The following is a 15,552-nucleotide window of genomic DNA, read 5'->3' as shown; positions in this document are numbered from 1 at the left end:
TTCAGCTGGGGTCGGGGGCCGGGTTGTTGCCCTGACGGGCCAGGAAGTCGAAGTCGCAGCCCTGGTCCGCCTGGGTGATGTGCTCGGAGTAGAGCGCCCCGTAGCCGCGCTCGAAGCGTGGCTCGGGCGGCTGCCAGGCGGCGCGCCGGCGTTCCAGCTCCTCGGCGGCCACCTCCAACTGCAGCAGCCTGGCCGGGACGTCCAGGGTGACCAGGTCGCCGGTGCGGACCAGGGCGAGCGGGCCGCCGGCGTGCGACTCCGGGGCGACGTGCAGCACGCAGGTGCCGTAGCTGGTGCCGGACATCCGCGCATCGGAGATCCGGACCAGGTCCTTGACCCCGCGTTCCAGCAGGTGGGCCGGGATCGGCAGCATGCCGTACTCGGGCATGCCGGGGCCGCCGAGCGGACCGGCCCCGCGCAGCACAAGCACGCTGTCCTCGGTGATGCCGAGGGCCGGGTCGTCGATGGTGCGCTGGAGTTCCTGGTAGGAGTCGAACACCACGGCGGGGCCGGTGTGGGTGAGCAGTTCCGGCGCCGCCGCCAGGTGCTTGATCACCGCGCCGCCCGGTGCCAGGTTGCCGTGCAGCACCGCCACGCCGCCCTCGCTGGACACCGGGTCCTGCGGGGTGCGGATGACCTGCGGGTCGTGGGTCTCGGCGGCGGCGTAGTAGGAGGAGAAGGGAGCGCCGGTGACCGTGGTCCGGTCCGGGTGCAGCGCCCCCGGGACCTCGGCGAGCTGCCGCAGCAGGGCGGGCAGTCCGCCGGCGTAGTGGAAGTCCTCCATCAGCGCCGCGCCCACCGGCCGGACGTCGGCCAGCACCGGGACCCGTCGGCCGATCTCGTCGAAGTCCTCCAGGGAGAACGGCACGCCCAGCCGTCCGGCCATCGCGACCAGGTGGATCAGGGCGTTGGTCGAGCCGCCCAGGGCCAGCACCGTCGCGGCTGCGTCCTCGAAGGCCTCCCTGGTCATGATCCGGTCCGGGGTCAGCCGCTCCCGCACCAGTTCCACGGCGCGGGCGCCGCTGGCGGAGGCCATCCGGTGGTGGCCGGAGTCGACGGCGGGGATGGAGGAGGATCCCGGCAGGGCCATGCCCAGGGCTTCGGCGGCGGCCGTCATGGTCGAGGCCGTCCCCATGGTCATGCAGTGGCCCGGCGAGCGGGCCAGACCGCACTCGACCTGGGAGAGCTCGCACTCACCGATCCGCCCGGCCCGGTACTCGTCCCAGTAGGCCCACAGGTCGGTGCCGCTGCCCAGGGCCCGGCCCCGGTAGTTGCCGCGCAGCATCGGCCCGGACGGGACCACCAGGGCCGGCAGTCCGGCGCTGGCGGCGCCCATCAGCAGCGCGGGCACGGTCTTGTCGCAGCCGCCCATCAGCACCGCACCGTCCACCGGGTAGGAGCGGAGCAGTTCCTCGGTCTCCATGGCCAGCAGGTTGCGGTAGAGCATGGGGGTGGGCTTCTGGAAGGTCTCGGAGAGGGTGGAGACCGGGAACTCCAGCGGGAACCCGCCCGCCTGCCAGACCCCGCGCTTGACCTGTTCGGCGCGCTCGCGCAGGTGCATGTGGCAGGGGTTGATGTCGGACCAGGTGTTGAGGACCGCGATGACCGGCTTGCCGAGGTGCTCCTCGGGGAGGTAGCCCAGCTGGCGCATCCGGGAGCGGTGGCTGAAGGCGCGGAGCCTGCCGCCGGTGGGGTCCTCGCTGTCGCCGAACCAGGCGGCGGAGCGCAGCACCTGCGGAGCGGCGGCGCCGCGGGTCGTGTCGGTCGTGTCTGCGGGATCGTTCACAGCCAGCCTTCGTTCCGCCACTGGGCTATCAGCTCGGAGATCCGGACCCGCAGGTCCTCGGGCAGGACCCGGGACGGCGGGCGTACCGCCCGGCCGGAGAGGCCCAGCTGCTGCAGGGCCTCCTTGACCACGCTGACGTTGTCGGCGGAGGCGTCGGCGGCGCGCAGCTCCTCGAAGACCCGGGCCGACTCCCACACCCGCATCGCCTTGGTGAAGTCGCCGCCGCGCAGCGCCTCCAGCAGCGCGGCGGACAGCTGCGGGACGACATTGACCAGCCCGGAGGTGAAGCCGGTCGCCCCCACCGCCCAGTAGCCGGGAGTGGAGAGCTCGGCCAGCCCGGCGATCCAGGCGAAGCGGTGCAGTCCGGCGTCGCGGGCCACCGAGGCGAACCGCACCGGGTCCGGGACGGCGTACTTCACCCCGATCACATTGGGGCTGTGGTCGGCGAGTTCGGCGATCTGCCAACCGTCGATCCTCGGGTCCCGGACGTAGAGGACCACGCCCAGCTCGGGCACCGCGTCGGCGATGGCCCGGTGGTACTCGATCCAGCCCTCTGCCGATCGGTAGGGGTGCACCGGCTGGTGCACCATCAGCGAGCCCGCGCCTGCCGACCTCGCGTCCAGGGCGCCGGCGACGGCGCCGGCGATGTCGAGCCCGACGCCGGCCATCACCTCGGCCCTGCCGTCGACGGCCGCGACCGCGGACTCGACGGCGCGGCGGATCTCGGCCTCGGTGAGGGTGTAGAACTCGCCGGTGTTGCCGTTGGGGGTGACCACCTCGACGCCGTGCTCCACCAGACGCCGGATCAGCGCGGCGTGGTTGTCCCAGTCCACCGCGCCGTCCTCCCGGAACGGTGTCACCGGGATGGCGACGACGGTGGACAGTCGGGCGCGCAACGCCTCCAGCGGGGTCGGGGGCAACTGGTTCTCCGTGGTCATCAGATCCCGTCCTCCGGAAAGTTCCGGGCAGCGAAAGCACCGATATGAGCCCGCATCAGATCCCGTACCTGGTCCGCCTCCTGGGAGCGGGCGGCGGCCAGGATCGCCCGGTGTTCGCGTGCCTCCTGCTCCCAGGAGGGCTGCCGGGCCCAGGCCGCGCTGGACAGCAGCGCCGTCTGGTCGCGCAGTTCGTCCAGGGTCCGTACCAGCAGCGGGTTGCCGCAGCCGGCGTACAGCGCCCGGTGGAAGGCGCGGTTGGCGAGCGAGCGCTCAGCCGTGTCCGAGGCCTGGTCGGCCAGGTCCAGGGCGCGCCGGGCGACCTCCCAGTCGACCGCGCCGGCGGCGGTGCGGGCGGCGGCGACCGGCTCCAGCAGCAGCCGCATGTCGTAGACGCAGCGGGCGTGCGCCTGGTCGACCTCGCGAACGGCCGCCCCCTTGTAGGGGCTCATGACGACCAGTCCGGAGCCGGCCAGGGTCTTCAGCGCCTCCCGCACCGGCGTCTTGGAGACGCCCAGCTGCTCGGCGAGGTCCGTCTCCACCAATGCCTGCCCGGGCTTCAACTCCCCGATCAGGATGGCGTGCTTGATGGACTCCAGCACGGCCTCGGTGCGCGAGGGCAGGGCCCCGGGGCGGGCCTGTCCGTTCTGGGCAAGGATCTCGGGCACGTCTTCTGCTCCTGGCTGGTGCACGGCGCGAACAGGTTCTGCATGAGATCTCATATATGATCTGGCGCAGACGCTAAGGGTCCGAGCGTCGGTGGTCAAGTGGTCGCGCAGGAAGGATTCGCCGAGCCAGGGCGGCTGCTACGGAGTTCGCAGCTCCGTAGCCTCATCCCTCGTCATATATGAGATGCCTGGCGCCAGCCGACCAGTGCCTCGGCGACGGCGAACAGCGTGCCGTCCAGCAGGGCACTGCCGATCGTGCCGTCGCCGTAGCGTTCACCCCGGACGAGATGGGTGGCCAGCCGGACGGCGTCGGCCGGCGAGCAGGTCTCCTCCCGGCTCAACTGCGGCGGCGCGAACGTCATCCAGTGGTAGGCCGGGGTCACCGCCCCGACCGAGTCCAGGGCGAAGCGGATCGAGTCGACCCGCCCGCTGTACACGGGGTAGCCCAACTGCCAGCCGCCGTCCGGAAGTCGGCGGCCCTCCGTCCAGAGGTAGTCGTCGTCCTGCACCTGCCAGTCGCGGACATGTGCGGCGAGGGTCTCCCAGCCGTCGGTCCGGTCGCGGCGCAGGCCGTCCAGCAGTGCCGCGTCCCCCGGATCGCCCTCGCCGGGGCGGGCCGGGACCGGGGCGGCCGGGTCCCAGCGCAGCAGCCTGCCCATCCTGGCGTACTTGCGGCGCAGCCGGATCCGGGTCGCCGGGTCCAGTTCGGCCAGCCGCCGGGGGTTGCTGTTGTGCTCCAGGTCCGCCTGCTTGATCACCACCGCACCCGGCTCGGCACGCAGTCGCGCCGCGTAGTCGCGCGGGTCCTCCCCCGGGTGCTTGGTCATCGCCAGCACCAGCGCCTTGGTCCGCTCCGACAGCGGCGCCCCGGCCAGCCACTCCCCCGACAGCGCGTCGTCCTCGATCGCGTCGTGCAGCCAGGCGGCGGCGATCTGCTCCGGGTCGCCGCCCCGCTCGCGGACGCCCGCCGCCACCGCGGCCAGGTGCTCCGCGTAGGGACGCCCGGCCTTGTCCACCTGCCCGGCATGGGCGCGCCGCGCGACGGCTTCGACCTGATCCAGGCTCAGATACTCCATCCCCTCACCCTAGGACCTTCCCCGCGCCGCATCAGCGGCTCACGGCGGTCTCCCGCTCCACCCGCGACAGCTTCTCGGGATTGCGCACGCCGTAGAGGCCGGTGATCCGTCCGTTCTCGATCCGGACCGCCAGCACCCCGTCGACCTCCCCGTCGAGCCGGACCAGCAGCGCCGGGCTGCCGTTGAGCTGGATCGGCTCGACGGACCTCCTGCCGTGCGGCCGGTACCAGCCGAGGGTCACCAAGCGGGCCACCTTGCCGGCGCCCACCACCGGGCGCAGCAGGGCCTGCCTGACTCCGCCGCCGTCGCTCAGGGCGACCACGTCCGGCGCGAGGATGTCGAGCAGGCGCTGCAGGTCACCGGTCTCGACCGCCTGCCGGAAGGCCTGGACCACGGCCCGGGTCTCGGCCGGGGAGGGGGTGCCGCGGGGTCGGCGCGCGGCCACGTGTGCCCGTGCCCGGTGGGCGATCTGGCGTACGGCGGCAGGGGTCTTGGCCACGGCCTCGGCGATCTCGTCGTAGTCCAGATCGAACACCTCGCGCAGCACGAACACGGCCCGCTCGGTCGGCGCGAGCGTCTCCAGCACCAGCAGCATCGCCATCGAGACGCTCTCCGCGAGCTCGACGTCATCGGCCACATCGGGCGCGGTCAGCAACGGCTCGGGCAGCCACGGGCCGACGTAGGACTCCTTGCGCCGGCCCAGCGCACGCAGCCGGTCCAGCGCCTGCCGGGTGACGATGCGCACCAGGTAGGCACGCCGGTCCCGCACGGTGCCGGGATCGACGCCGACCCAGCGCAGCCAGGTCTCCTGGAGGACGTCCTCGGCGTCGGTGGCCGAGCCGAGCATCTCGTAGGCCACGGTGAACAGCAGGTTGCGGTGGGCCACGAACGCCTGGGTGGCGGAGTCCACCCGGTCCGCGCGACCGAGCGGTTCGGCCGTGTCCGTCGTCGGTTCGCTCTGCTCGTCCATGCCTGGCTCCCGCCTGTTCGCACTCCCAGCACTGCCACAGGCACGAGACGCCGGTCGCCACCGCCCTGTGACATCCACGGCCGGTGGCCCTGGTCACATGGCGGCCGCTGTCACAGCTCCCGGGTCACCGACGTCTCATGGTCGCCGGTCGGCACCCCGATCCCGTCGGTCCAACCATCCAACAAGGAGTCAATCGTGGCAGCACACAGTGCAGTTCCCGCAGCGGCGGCGGCGGATCCCAGGCGGTGGCGGGTGCTCGCCGTCATCGCCGTCGCGCAGCTCATGGTCGTGCTCGACCTGACCGTGATGAACCTCGCGCTGCCGTCGGCGCAGAGCGCGCTGAGGTTCAGCACCGCCGACAGGCAGTGGGTCGTGACCGCGTACGCGCTGGCGTTCGGGGGCCTGCTGCTGTTCTGCGGACGGCTGGCCGACCTGGTCGGCCGCAAGGTGACCTTCCTGACCGGCCTCATCGGCTTCGCCGCCGCCTCCGCCGTCGGCGGTGCCGCGGTCGACTTCTCGATGCTGGTGACCGCGCGCGCCGCCCAGGGGGTCTTCGGCGCGCTGCTGGCACCGTCGGCACTGTCATTGCTGGCCACGACCTTCAAGGACCCGAAGGAGCGGGCCAAGGCGTTCGGCGTCTACGGCGCGGTCGCGGCCGCCGGCGGGGGTCTGGGGCTGCTGATCGGCGGTGTGCTGACCTCCTACCTGTCCTGGCGCTGGTGCATGTACGTCAATGTGGTCTTCGCCGTGATCGCGGTCGTCGGGGGCGCGCTGCTGGTGGGCCGGCAGGAGCGGACGCCGGGCGGGCGGCTGGACGTCCCGGGTGTGGTGGCGGTGTCCGGCGGGATGTTCTGCCTGGTCTTCGGCTTCTCCAGGGCCGCCTCGCACGGCTGGGGCACCGCTGCGACCTGGGGCTTCCTGGCCGCCGGCGTCGCGCTGCTGATCGTCTTCGCGCTCTGGCAGTCCCGCGCCGCGCAGCCGCTGCTGCCGCCCCGCGTGGTGCTCGACCGCAACCGCGCCGGCGCCTATCTCACCGTGCTGATCCTCGGCGCCGGCGTGTTCGGGGTCTTCCTGTTCCTGGTCTACTACATGCAGGTGACCCTCGGGTACTCGGCGGTCCGCTCCGGCGTCGCCCTGCTGCCGATGGTGGCGCTCAGCGGCGCCACGGCCACCTTGGGCAACACCAGGCTGCTGCCCAGGTTCGGCCCCAGGCCGATGGTCCTCGCCGGCATGCTGCTCAACGCGGCTGGCATGGCCTGGCTGACCAGGATCGGTGCGCACACGGGCTACGCCTCGGCGCTGCTCGGACCGATCATGGTGACCGGTGCCGGTATGGGCCTCATCTTCGGCATGGTGGCCGCCACCGGCACCTTCGGCGTGGCACCGCGCGACGCGGGGGTGGCCTCGGCGAGCATCAACACCGGGCAGCAGCTCGGCGGTTCGATCGGCACCGCGCTGCTCAACACCATCGCGGCCGGCGCCACCACCCGCTATCTGACCGCCCATCAGCACGGGCGGCCGACACCGGATCTGGTCCAGGCCGCGGCCGTCCACGGTTACACCGCGGTGTTCTGGTGGTGCGCCGGCATCTTCACGGTCGGCGCCGTCGTCTGCGGCACGCTACTGCGCCCGGGCCCGCTGGCCCGATCCGAGGAGGTCGCCGCGCGGGAGCAGTCCCGACCCGCGGCGAACGCGCTGCAGTGACCCGCCGTCATGCCTCACAGACCGGTGGCCCGTTCGTGGCGGGGCTGGTACATGCCCACCTCGCTGCCGCCCGGCAGGCGGAACCTGGTCAGCCGCCCCCAGCGCTCGTCGGTGATCGCCTGGGTGAACTGCACGCCCTTGGCGGTGAGGTTGCTGACGGTCGCCTCGACGTCGTCGCACATCAGGAAGAGTTCCTGGGTCTCCGGCCCGTCGGTGGGATGCACGGCGACCTCGGCCGGTGGGAGCTTGAAGATCAGCCAGCCGTGTCCGGCGTCGACGTGCGGGTACTCCAGCACGTCCCGGAAGAAGGCCCGGTCGGCTTCCGCGTCGCGGCTGTAGACGATGAGATGCGCGCCATTGATCACACGGCCAGGTTAGGCCCGGGGGCCGGTATCGCGGTGTTTCGACGCGAGGGCGGACGGACTCACAGCCCCCGGGCGTCCAGCTCGGCCATCAGGCTGCCGCGGGTGCGGTGCAGCTCACGGATCTCGGCGACGATGCGCTCGCCCTGCTCCGGGGCGCCCATGTCCCGGTACAGGTCGCGCAGACGGACGGTCCGGTCGGCGGCGGCACGGAAGGATTCGCGAGACTGCTGCTCGATCTGCTGGTCGATCTCCTCGCGGTAGACCGGGGCGGCGTCGGCCGGGTGGGTGGCCGCACGCAGTTCGGCCAGGCGGAGCAGCGCCGGGTGCGGGACGGCGTAGCGGTGGGCGGCCGCCCAGGCCCCGTCCAGGTCGCCGTCGGCGAGCAGGAACTCGATCAGCGGGGAGGCGGGGTTCTCCCAGCTGCGGGTGGTGGGGCGGGCGGCCCGCTGGTGGAGTTCGCCCAGGGCCCACTCGCGCTGCCCGGCCGCGTCGGCGGGGGCCGCCGCGGCGGCCAGGGCGAGGTAGGCGTCGTGGTCCGGACGGCGCCGGAACTGCTCGCGGAGCAGGGCGACGGCCTCGTTGCCGCGGCCGACCGCACCGTAGTGCCGGGCCAGGAAGGCCGGCAGCGGCGCGTCGGGCCCGCGGCCGGCCGGGGTCGCCGCCAGGCCCTGCTCCGCCCAGTCGACGGCTTCGGCGATCCGTCCCTCGGCGGCCAGCAGTTCGGCGATGCGCAGATGACGGCTGGGGTGTCCCAGGTCGGCGGCCAGGACGGCGACCAGGGCGTCGGTGTCGCCCCGGGCCGTGTGCAGGGCTTCGAGGCGGCGGGCCAGGGCGGGACTGCCCGCTGTTCCGGGCTGGTCCCAGAGGACGGTGAGGGTGCTGCTGTAGGCGTCGAGGCCGCGCTCGCCGAGGATCGGCGCGTAGGATCCGATGCCGTACAGAACGTCCTGATCCACCGTCAGGTGCCGCTCGGCCAGCCAGTGGCCGAGCTCCGCCGGGTCGGGGCGGCTCTCCCGGCAGGCGTCCAGGTGCAGTGCGGCGAGGTCCTCGGCCGCGGCGGCCAAATCCCCCGAGGAGTCGTCGGCCCGGACCGCCGCCGCACCGACCTGCTCGACCGCCTGCTGCGCGAGCCGCACCACGAGGGCGGCGTCACCGCCCGGCAGGGTGCTGCGGAGGAGTCCGACCACCGCGCGGACCTGCTCGGCATAGAGCCGGGTGCCCGGGCCGTCGAGTTCGCCGACCGGCCGCAGCGCCGCCTCGACGGCGGCCCCCACCGCCGCCGGATCGTCGCCGACCTCGCGCAGCGCCGTCCTTGCCGCCGCCGACCGCAGCCGCTCCCCCAGTTCCCGATCGTGGTGCGCGGCCTCCAGCAGCAGTGCGACCAGGGCCTCGTGGTCCAGCCCGGCGAGGTACCCGGGCAACGGGTCCCTCGGGTCGGATGCGCCGGCGGGGGCCATGGAGGATCCTCGGTGCTCGGGGGTGGAGTCGGCCCCAGATTACCTTCGGACGTCGGTGGAACTCCTCCTCGGCCGCTCAGCTGCGGTGGGTGACGGCTCCGTCGACCATGGTGAGCCGGATCGGGGCGTCGGCCAGCTCGTCCGGGGGCGCGGTGAGCGGGTCCACCGCGAAGGCGGTGAGGTCGGCCCGGTAACCGGGGGCGATCCGGCCCGAGAGGTGCCCCTGGCCGGTGGCGTGGGCGGCGTGGCTGGTCATGCCCTCCAGTGCCATCAGCGCGGTGAGCCCCTGGGCGGGCAGCACGGGTTCGCTGTCGGTGCCGGGCAGTCTGCGCAGCTGGGCGGTGGCCAGCACCTGGCGCGGGTCGAAGTGGGCGATCGGCCAGTCCGAACCGAGCACCAGGGTGGCCCCGGTGTCCCGCAGGTCGCGGCAGCACCAGGCCCGGCCGGCGCGTTCCGGGCCGAGCCGCAGGGACCACTGGTCGCTGCGGTCGGCCCTGGTGTAGGCGGTGTGGGTGGGCTGCATGGACGCCGCCACGTCCAGTTCGGCGAAGCGCCGGATCTGCTCGTAGGGCAGCGTCTCGATGTGCTCGATGCGGTGCCGCACCGTGCGGGCCGCGCCGGCCAGGGTGTCCAGCGCGTGCCGTACGCCGGCGTCGCCGATGGCGTGGGTGGCGGTCTGCATCCCGCCCGCGTCCAGGCGGCGGACGGCCCTGGTGTAGTCGGCCGGGTCGTGCCAGAAGGAGTCGGTGCCCTGGCCGTGGCAGTCGGCCCGCTCCAGCCAGGCGGTGCCGCCCTCGACGGTGCCGTCGACGAAGAACTTCACCGCGTCCACGCTCCAGCGCGGTCCGCCGGTGCCGCGCAGCGCCAGCAGGTGCTCGACCTGGGCGTCGATGTCGCCGGGCATGGCCCAGGGGGCGATCCGCAGCCGCAGCGGCAGGTCCTCGATCCCGGCGATCAGTTCCAGCGAGTCGCCCTCGCAGTCCATCACATGACCACCCGTCAGGCCGACGGCGGCCATGGACTGCAGCAGTTCCAGCACCCGGGCCCGGCGCTCGCCCAGGTCGGCCACCGGCATCACCCGGCGGACCAGGCCGATCGCGCCGTCCTCCAGCAGGTGCCCGGTGGGGGTTCCGGACGGGTCGCAGACGATCTCCGAGCGGCTGGCGAAGCTGCGCGGCCCGTCGATCCCGGCGGCCCGCAGCGCGGCGGAGCCGGCCAGCGCCGAGTGGGCGTCGTAGAGCAGCAGCAGGGCGGGGATGCCGTCCAGGACGTCGTCGATCAGGGCGTTGCTGACGGCCGCGCCCTCGAAGGCGTTGTGATCGAGCCCGTAGCCGGTGATCCACTCGCCGCGGGCGGTGTCGCGGACCGCGCCGGCCAGCGCCGAGCGCAGGTCGGCGATGCTGCGGCAGGCGGACAGGTCCAGGCCGGTGAAGGAGCTCGCCCCCATGACCGGGTGCAGGTGACCGTCGGTCAGGCCCGGTGTGAGCGTGGCACCTTGGAGGTCGTGCACGGTGGTGGCGGCTCCGCGCCAGTCGGCCGCCACCTGTGCGGGGTCGCCGACCGCGACGATGGTTCCGTCCTTGACGGCCACCGCCTGCACCCGGCTCGGGCCGGGCGCGGCCGGGTCCAGGGTGTGCACCAGGGCGCCGGTGAGGATGGAGTCGGCCCCGGCAACGGCGGCGGGGGCGGGGGCGGGGGCGGCGGGGGCGGCGGTGGAGTCAGCTGTGGACAAGTTCTTCCTCTTCCTCGACGACCGGCGGCTCGGCGCCCAGTCGTGCGTACACCTGCGGGCGCTTGGCCCGCAGCCACAGGGCCAGGCCGAGGCCGGCCACGATGACCACCGGCACCAGGCCGACGAGCACCGTGTTGATGCTGCCGGAGGCCCCGGTCAGCAGCGAGATCTTGGAGATCATCAGATACAGGGCGGTGACCATGCCGATGGCGGCCAGCACCGGCGCGACCACGGTGCGCCAGACGCTCTCGTCGTGGTCGATGCGGCGGAAGTAGACCGGGACCGCGATCGCCACCCCGACCTGGAGCAGCACCAGGCCGATCACACCGGGGGTGTTCACCCAGAACAGCAGCTTCAGGTACGGGTCCAGACCGGCGACGGCGAAGGCGGTGACCACCACCACGGACATCAGCGTCTGCAGCCCGCCGGCCAGGTGGGGCGAGCCGGTGCGCGGGTGGACCGAGGCGAGCCGGGCCGGGAGCATGCCCTCGTCGGCGATGGCCTTGGTGTAGCGGTTGATGGCGTTGTGGAAGGCCAGCAGCGAGGCGAGGCTGCTGCTGAGGATCAGCACGTGCATCGTGTCGGTGGCCCAGGTACCGACGTAGCTGTCCATCTCGGTGAAGACCAGTCCGGCGGGGTCCTTGGCGGCTGCGGCCTGCACGTAGGAGGAGCCGAAGCCCTGGATGATCGCCCAGGCGACGAAGCTGTAGAACAGGCCGAGGAAGGCCACCGCGATGTAGGTGGCGCGCGGGATGGTGCGGCGGGGGTCGCGCGCCTCGGAGCGGTAGATGGCGGTCGACTCGAAGCCCATGAAGGCGGCGAAGGCGAACACCAGCAGCGAGCTGGTGGAACCGTTGAACACGTTCTTCGGCGCGTAGGAGCGCAGGTCCAGGCCGTGCGCGCCACCCTTGAGCAGGACGGCGACGGCAAGCAGCACCAGGATGCCGGACTCGGCCAGCATCAGTACGCCCAGCAGCCTGGCGCCGAACTCGATGCTGCGGTAGCCGGCGAACCAGACCAGGGCGACGCCGGTCAGCGCGTAGTAGGGCCAGGGGATGTCCACCCCGAGCATGGACTGAACGGTGCTCTGCGCCGCGCTGCCGAGCAGCCCGTACATGCCGATCTGGACGCCGTTGTATGACACCAGGGCGAGCACGGCCGCGGCGACCCCGGCCGGGCGGCCGAGCCCCTTGGTGATGTAGGCGTAGAACGCCCCGGCGTTGGAGACGTAGCGGGACATCGTGGTGAACCCGACCGCGAAGACCGTGAGCACGATCCCGGCGATCAGGTATGCGGAGGGCGCGCCGATACCGCCGACCAGGATCGCGTAGGGGGCGACTCCGGCCAGGATCATCAGCGGTGCGGCTGCGGAGATCACGAAGAACGCGATGTCACCGGTGCCGAGCGTGCCGCGGCGCAGTTCTGGCTCCATCCGGAAGCCTTCCGTGTGGGGGTTAACCTAAACCGATTAGATTTAGGTTTCCGGCAATATAGCCTCGACAGCGGTCCACGCCAAGTGACCCCCGTCACTCGAGGAGGAGAGGTTCCGATGGCACGACCCCGCAAGGCACTGCTGGACCTGGAGCGGATCGCCGAGGTGGCCCTGGAACTGGTCGACGAGACCGGGGACTTCACCGTCCCGGAGATGGCCCGGCGGCTCGGCGTGCAGACCGCCTCCATCTACCACCACGTCGACGGGCGCTCGGGCATCGTGGAACTGCTGCGCGCCCGCGTCGGCCGGGAGATCGACGCGACCCTGCTCGACGACCGGCCCTGGGAGCCCGCGCTGCGGGCCTTCGCCTACTCCTACCGGGCCGCCTTCGCGGCGCACCCGCATGTGGTGCCGCTGCTGACCGGCGAACCGGTACGCGCACCCGAGGTGCTGGACTGCTACGAGCGGCTGGTGGCACTGATGGAGCGGGCCGGCTTCTCACCGCCGGACATCATGGCCGCGCTCACCGCCTTCGAGAACTTCGTGCTGGGCGCAGCCCTGGACCTGGCCGCCCCCGAGGTGATGTGGGCCATCCCGGCCGACGCGCACGCACCCCGGCTGGCCGCCGCCCTGGCCGCCCAGCCGGCCGGGCCCAGCCGCGCCGACCGGGCCTTCGACTTCGGCGTCACCGTGCTGATCGACGGCTTCGTCCGGATGCTGGCGCAGAACGGGACCGCCACGGCGGGGTGAGCGGGGACGGCGGACGCGCCCACCGATGGCCGCATGGCGGTGGTCTGCACCGCCGGGGCGGTGGAATGCGAGGGTGGATGTCACGCACGCCCCCCGCCACCGACACCATCGCCGCCGACGCCATCGCGACCGCCCGCGCCGCGGTGCCGTCACCGCCACCGTGTTCGCGCTGCTCCTGTGGATCTCCGCGGCCGGTGCGGCATTCGCCTGCGACGGGCCGGCAGCGACCTCGACCGTGGGCGAACGCGACACGGGACAGCGGGTCGTGGCCGCCGCCCTGCACGAGCTGGGGACGCCGTACGCCTGGGGCGGGGGCGGTCCGCAGGGTCCGTCGCTCGGCTTCTGCGACGGGACCAACGGCTACCTGCAGGGCGTGTGCATGGCCGACCACACGGTCGGGTTCGACTGCAGCGGGCTGGCCCTGTTCGCCTGGTACCAGGGCAGCGGCGGCAGGATCCGGCTTCCGCACTACAGCGTGGACCAGCTGGCCACCGACCCCCAGGTACCGCTGGACCAGCTGATCCCCGGCGACCTGCTGTTCTTCGCCCACCCCGGCGGCCCGGTGCACCACGTGGGCGTCTACATCGGCGGCGGCGCCATGGTCCATGCGGAACACACCGGGACCGTGGTCGCCGTCCTACCCGACGTCGCCCACGACCCGGTCTGGGGCCCCCAACTCGTCGCCGCCGCACGCCCGGACGCCATGGGCCGGTAATCGGCGAATCACTGCCGATCGGGCGCAGACTGGGAGTTGGTCACCGGGTCCGGACGGAGGTAAACCGCATGGACGTGATCAGGGGACGCTCGGTCGTGCTGCGCCCCGCGCAGTCGTCGGACCGTCGGCGTTTCCGCGAGATCCTGGCCACCCCGGAGGTCGCCCGCTGGTGGGGCGACCCCGACGAGGAGGCCGCCGAGGCCTGCGCGCCCGGGGAGGACATCCGCAGCTACGCCATCGAGTACGAGGGCCACGTCGTCGGCATCATCCAGTCCTGCGAGGAGCCCACGCCCGCCTACCGCAGCGCCGGTATCGACATCGCGGTCCACCCGGGCTGGCACCGCCGCGGCATCGGCGCCGCCGCCATCCACGCCCTGGCCCGCCATCTGCTGGACGTCGACAGCCACCACCGCCTCACCATCGACCCGGCCACTGACAACGAACCGGCCATCCGCCTCTACCGCAGCCTGGGCTTCCGCCCGGTCGGCGTCATGCGCAACTACGAGCGCCACCAGGACGGCAGCTTCCACGACGGCCTGCTGATGGACCTCCTACCGGAGGAACTGCGCCTGCCCGGGACCTAGTACGGCTCCTGCGGCCAAGCACCCCGGGCCGCCAGGCCGAGGACCAGCGCGGCGATGTTCCAGGCGTCGTCCTCGCCGCGGTGATGGCGTCCCTCCAGCGGGAGTCCGGCGATCTGCAGCGCCTGGGCCATCCCCGGTCGCTTGCGCAGCCCGTGGGCCTCGGTGAAGACGAGCTTGGCGTTGGTGTGCCGACGGCCGAACGGGTACCCGGTGCCGGTGGTACTGCACTGGCGCGTGAACTGGTGCCGGTCGTAGTCGCCCCAACTGGCCCAGGGGCGGGCCCAGGCCTCGTGCTCGGCGGCCAGCAGCCGGCAGGCGTCGGCGAAGGCGAGGCCGGTGTCCACCTCGGCCTGGGTGAGCCCGGTCAGCTCGGTGCAGAAGGAACTGACGGTGGATCGGGTCGGCCGCACCAACACCCGGTGCCGCCCGACACGCTCGCCCCGGGCGAGGTCGACGACGGTCAGGCCGATCTCGATGATCTCGCTCACCGCCCCGGTCGGCGGCTCACCGTCCCAACAGGTCGCCTCCACATCGACGACATTCAGCAGGTGTTGACCACTGTCCATGTCGCAGAGCGTAGGGAGACGACCCCGCACCGGTCATCCGGATTTCCGCCCCGCGGGGTCGGCGAGGAAGTCCACGATCGCTGCCACGAACTCCGGTGCGGAGACCGCCGTCCGATGGTCCCCGGGCAGTACGGCCCGGGTGCCGTGCGGCAGCGCCGCGACCAGATCGTCGGCCGAGACGGCCCGTTCGTCATCGCTGCCGACCGCCACCAGCGTCGGCACCTGGACACCGCCCAACGGCTCCACCGGCGTTGCGACGATCGAGTCCAGCACGTGGATCAGCGCGACCGGATCCTCCCCCCGCGCCAGGAATGCCTCCGCGGCCCGCGCCTCCCGCGAGCCGGGCTCGTGCGCGTCCGGGTCGGCGAACACCCGCCGGACGAACTCCCCCGCCCCGCCGCCGATGCCGAGCACCTCACGCAGGCCCTGTCCCCCGACCACCGCCCGCCCCGGCGTCGCGCCACGGACCAGCATCCGGACCACGATACGTGCGCCGAGCGAATAGCCCCCGAGGTCGTAGTCGTCCAGCCCCAGGTGCTCGACGAGGGCCAGACCGTCGTCGGTCAGCACGTCGGGCGGGTAGGCGGACGCGTCCTGCGGCTTGGTGCTGCTGCCGTGGCCGCGGAAGTCCGGCAGGATCACGCGGTGCCCCTTCGCCGCGATCGCCGCGGCCTGACCGTCGGCCAGCCAGAGCGCCGCGTCGCCGCTGAAACCGTGCAGCAGCACCAGCGGCCGCCCCTCCCCCACCTCCCGATAGGCAAGGCGCACACCGTCACGACCGGAGAAGAGGGACACCTCGGGACTGGGCATGC

General features: G+C 72.9%; 14 protein-coding genes and 2 pseudogenes. 4 read left to right on the top strand and 12 right to left on the bottom strand.

All coding sequences use genetic code 11. From position 1 onward, the window contains the following. Position 1: 1 nt before the first annotated feature. From araD to IF29_RS0125665, 6 genes and pseudogenes are all read right to left on the bottom strand, one after another. Positions 2-1,786 (bottom strand): L-arabinonate dehydratase, encoded by a 1,785-nt coding sequence (araD, locus tag IF29_RS0125685; protein WP_051725993.1) that lies wholly within the window; start codon positions 1,784-1,786, stop codon positions 2-4. Continuing rightward, on the bottom strand, positions 1,783-2,724 hold the full coding sequence (locus IF29_RS0125680) for a dihydrodipicolinate synthase family protein (protein WP_030259425.1): 942 nt from the start codon (positions 2,722-2,724) through the stop codon (positions 1,783-1,785). The genes araD and IF29_RS0125680 overlap by 4 nt, the downstream gene beginning before the upstream one ends. Further along, on the bottom strand, positions 2,724-3,389 hold the full coding sequence (locus tag IF29_RS0125675; protein ID WP_051725991.1) for a GntR family transcriptional regulator: 666 nt from the start codon (positions 3,387-3,389) through the stop codon (positions 2,724-2,726). Before IF29_RS0125675 ends, IF29_RS0125680 begins: the two co-directional genes overlap by 1 nt. 173 nt (positions 3,390-3,562) lie before the next feature. Further along, positions 3,563-3,925: pseudogene (locus tag IF29_RS47905) on the bottom strand (DUF6508 domain-containing protein); the annotation flags it as partial. Between the two features lie 108 nt (positions 3,926-4,033). After that, positions 4,034-4,465, bottom strand: a pseudogene (locus IF29_RS47900) (HD domain-containing protein); the annotation flags it as partial. 31 nt (positions 4,466-4,496) lie between these two features. Next, positions 4,497-5,435, bottom strand: a complete 939-nt coding sequence (locus IF29_RS0125665; RefSeq protein ID WP_030259417.1) for an RNA polymerase sigma-70 factor — start codon at positions 5,433-5,435, stop codon at positions 4,497-4,499. Positions 5,436-5,717: 282 nt separating this feature from the next. Here IF29_RS0125665 and IF29_RS0125660 point away from each other — a divergent pair, with 282 nt between their 5' ends. Further along, complete coding sequence (locus IF29_RS0125660; protein WP_084714967.1) at positions 5,718-7,139, top strand: MFS transporter; 1,422 nt, start codon at positions 5,718-5,720, stop codon at positions 7,137-7,139. 14 nt (positions 7,140-7,153) lie between these two features. Here IF29_RS0125660 and IF29_RS0125655 read toward each other — a convergent pair whose 3' ends face one another. From IF29_RS0125655 to IF29_RS0125640, 4 genes are all read right to left on the bottom strand, one after another. After that, positions 7,154-7,504: a VOC family protein gene (locus IF29_RS0125655; protein WP_030259413.1), complete on the bottom strand. Its 351-nt coding sequence runs from the start codon at positions 7,502-7,504 to the stop codon at positions 7,154-7,156. Between the two features lie 59 nt (positions 7,505-7,563). Beyond that, a complete protein-coding gene (locus tag IF29_RS0125650; protein WP_030259410.1) occupies positions 7,564-8,961 on the bottom strand; it encodes a tetratricopeptide repeat protein in 1,398 nt (465 codons plus the stop codon). Between the two features lie 76 nt (positions 8,962-9,037). Continuing rightward, complete coding sequence (locus IF29_RS0125645; RefSeq protein WP_380524057.1) at positions 9,038-10,600, bottom strand: amidohydrolase; 1,563 nt, start codon at positions 10,598-10,600, stop codon at positions 9,038-9,040. A gap of 79 nt (positions 10,601-10,679) precedes the next feature. Beyond that, positions 10,680-12,125: an APC family permease gene (locus IF29_RS0125640; protein ID WP_051725987.1), complete on the bottom strand. Its 1,446-nt coding sequence runs from the start codon at positions 12,123-12,125 to the stop codon at positions 10,680-10,682. A gap of 117 nt (positions 12,126-12,242) precedes the next feature. On the opposite strand from IF29_RS0125640, the gene IF29_RS0125635 reads away from it, so the two are divergent. The 3 genes from IF29_RS0125635 to IF29_RS0125625 all read left to right on the top strand — a co-directional run bounded on the left by IF29_RS0125635 (position 12,243) and on the right by IF29_RS0125625 (position 14,174). Beyond that, complete coding sequence (locus IF29_RS0125635) at positions 12,243-12,875, top strand: TetR/AcrR family transcriptional regulator C-terminal domain-containing protein (RefSeq protein ID WP_030259402.1); 633 nt, start codon at positions 12,243-12,245, stop codon at positions 12,873-12,875. 160 nt (positions 12,876-13,035) lie between these two features. Continuing rightward, positions 13,036-13,590, top strand: a complete 555-nt coding sequence (locus IF29_RS0125630; protein WP_030259399.1) for a C40 family peptidase — start codon at positions 13,036-13,038, stop codon at positions 13,588-13,590. A 68-nt stretch (positions 13,591-13,658) separates the two neighbouring features. Next, positions 13,659-14,174, top strand: a complete 516-nt coding sequence (locus IF29_RS0125625; protein ID WP_030259396.1) for a GNAT family N-acetyltransferase — start codon at positions 13,659-13,661, stop codon at positions 14,172-14,174. On the opposite strand, the gene IF29_RS0125620 is transcribed toward IF29_RS0125625, so the two are convergent. Both IF29_RS0125620 and IF29_RS0125615 read right to left on the bottom strand, forming a co-directional pair. After that, a complete protein-coding gene (locus tag IF29_RS0125620; RefSeq protein WP_030259393.1) occupies positions 14,171-14,740 on the bottom strand; it encodes a 3'-5' exonuclease in 570 nt (189 codons plus the stop codon). The two genes, IF29_RS0125625 and IF29_RS0125620, sit on opposite strands and share 4 nt — an antisense overlap. A 33-nt stretch (positions 14,741-14,773) precedes the next feature. After that, positions 14,774-15,550: an alpha/beta fold hydrolase gene (locus tag IF29_RS0125615; RefSeq protein ID WP_030259391.1), complete on the bottom strand. Its 777-nt coding sequence runs from the start codon at positions 15,548-15,550 to the stop codon at positions 14,774-14,776. Positions 15,551-15,552 lie beyond the last annotated feature (2 nt).

The organism is Streptacidiphilus jeojiense (genome assembly GCF_000719095.1).
In the GTDB taxonomy this organism is placed as follows: Bacteria; Actinomycetota; Actinomycetes; order Streptomycetales; family Streptomycetaceae; genus Streptacidiphilus; species Streptacidiphilus jeojiensis.
This window is presented reverse-complemented; position numbering and strand designations above follow the sequence as displayed.